This window comes from Vibrio sp. Vb1554, assembly GCF_033344235.1.
Window position 1 is genome coordinate 1 of record NZ_JAWPOJ010000091.1, and the last position, 1,974, is coordinate 1,974.

General features: G+C 45.7%; 1 protein-coding gene and 1 pseudogene. Both read left to right on the plus strand.

What is annotated here, in order from left to right:
• Positions 1-1,427, plus strand: a pseudogene (locus R8N28_RS23835) (diguanylate cyclase); the annotation flags it as partial.
• A gap of 289 nt (positions 1,428-1,716) precedes the next feature.
• The coding region (locus R8N28_RS23840) for a pyrimidine/purine nucleosidase domain-containing protein (protein ID WP_318183500.1) at positions 1,717-1,974 on the plus strand (258 nt) is incomplete at its 3' end.

Here is a 1,974-nt window from a genome sequence, read left to right on the forward strand (position 1 = left end):
TGTCGTCTGCTTGCCAAGGCTCAAACACCCAAGTTGCTAACTATCTGTTTGAAATTCAGCAAGAGCTGCAACATCAAAAAGACATCAGCACTCTGATCCCGCGCTTGGCGGTACTTGAAAGAATGCTCAAACAGCAGTCGAAAACGATGGATAAACAGAACGGCTACCTCGATGAACAAATCAAACACAGCGGTGAGACACTCCAACGTGTTACGGGTTTGCCAGCGCAGTTAAAACGCGAACTGCGCAACTTAATGAGCTTCTCGGAAGTACACGCAGGGAAGAAAGTCGATCAAGCTACCCGTCTACTGAGCATCTACGAACGCGCGATTAAAATCATCACTTCGAACTCACGTTTACAACTCAGCGAATTCGAAAACAACCCAGACAAATCTCAACTAGAATGCCTCGCTGTCGATCTGCAACATACGATCACAGAACTTGATTTTGAAGGCGAATGTGGCGAGAGACTGCTTGATATTCGTGCAAAACTGTTGCTTGGCGTGAATGCAGAATCCTTAATCGAGCTGACGTTAAGCACTCTGAAGTTAGTCGTCGAAGCGACTAAGTTTGAGCGCAAAGCGTCAAGCCAATTTCTCGATCAGTTAAACTCAGCGCTGGCGAGTAACCTCAAAACCGTCCATCAAAACGTCGATCAACACCATACTTATTTTGAGCATCGCCAAGAGCTGAATACGGAAATGAATGGTTTGGTTGAGCTCAGCCAACAATCTCTCGACCAAGCACAGGATTTAGCAGAACTCAAACAAGAAGTCGCTCCATTGCTGGCAAAAATGGCCTCGTTAACCGAGCGCCTCAAGATGACGGAAGAGAGAGAACAGGCCCTGCAAGAGCGTTTAAGCTACAGCAAAAATCAGCTTGAAGCGGTATTTGAAACCACACAAGATTACCGTCGCCGCTTAGACGACTAGACACAGCGAATGTTGCTTGATCCACTCACGAAGGTTTACAACCGAACAGCATTTAACGATCGTCTTGAGCTCGAATACCGTCGTTGGATTCGCTCTCAACAAAATCTACGAGTGGTACTGTTTGATGTCGATAACTTCAAAGCCGTAAACGACAGCTATGGTTATACCGCTGGTGATAAAGCGCTGAAGATCATCGCTCGTGCTATCAATAAGCGCGTGTCTGATACCGAAACCGTCGCTCGCTTTGGCGGTGAAGAGTTTATTCTGCTGATCCCAGAACAAAGTGAAGAATACACATTAGAACTGATGAAAAATATTCAGCGCGATATCTGTCAGCTGCCGTTTAAGTTCCGCGAGCAAAACATCATCATTACTCTGACAGCCGTCTCTACTTCATTTAAGGAATCAGACGCACCAGAATATGTGCTCGATCGCCTTGGGCAAATGCTCACTGACGCTAAAAAACGGGGCACAAACCAGCTAAACTGGAACTAAAAACCGTTCAAAAAACAAGCAAACAAACACTTTCACCCCCTCTCAAACGCTCATAACCTCCCATTTTCAACGAGTTATCACATTTATCCCCTTTCAGTCTGCTAAGCTGTTAAAACCCAAGTCACTTCAAGATGATGTATTCATTCATGACGAATATGGCATCTTGAGGTTGCTTGGGACTCGATAACCATAAAACCAAACCCTCCAGCCATCTGAGTAAAACGACACGTACAACTAAGTAAGATGCGTTGGAACTATCCCTCAAAATAATGCAACACAAGGAGGCGTTATGATTACCCATATAAGCCCCGCTGGTAGCATGGACTTGCTATCCCAACTGGAAGTTGAACGCTTAAAGAAAACCGCTTCGAGTGATCTTTACCAGCTTTATCGTAACTGTACGTTAGCGGTATTGAACTCTGGTAGCCACACAGATAACTCCAAAGAGCTTCTCGACAAACACCAATCGTTTGATGGGAATGTAGTGCGCCGCGAGCGTGGCATTAAGCTAGAGCTGACCGACCCACCAGAGCATGCGTTTGTCGAT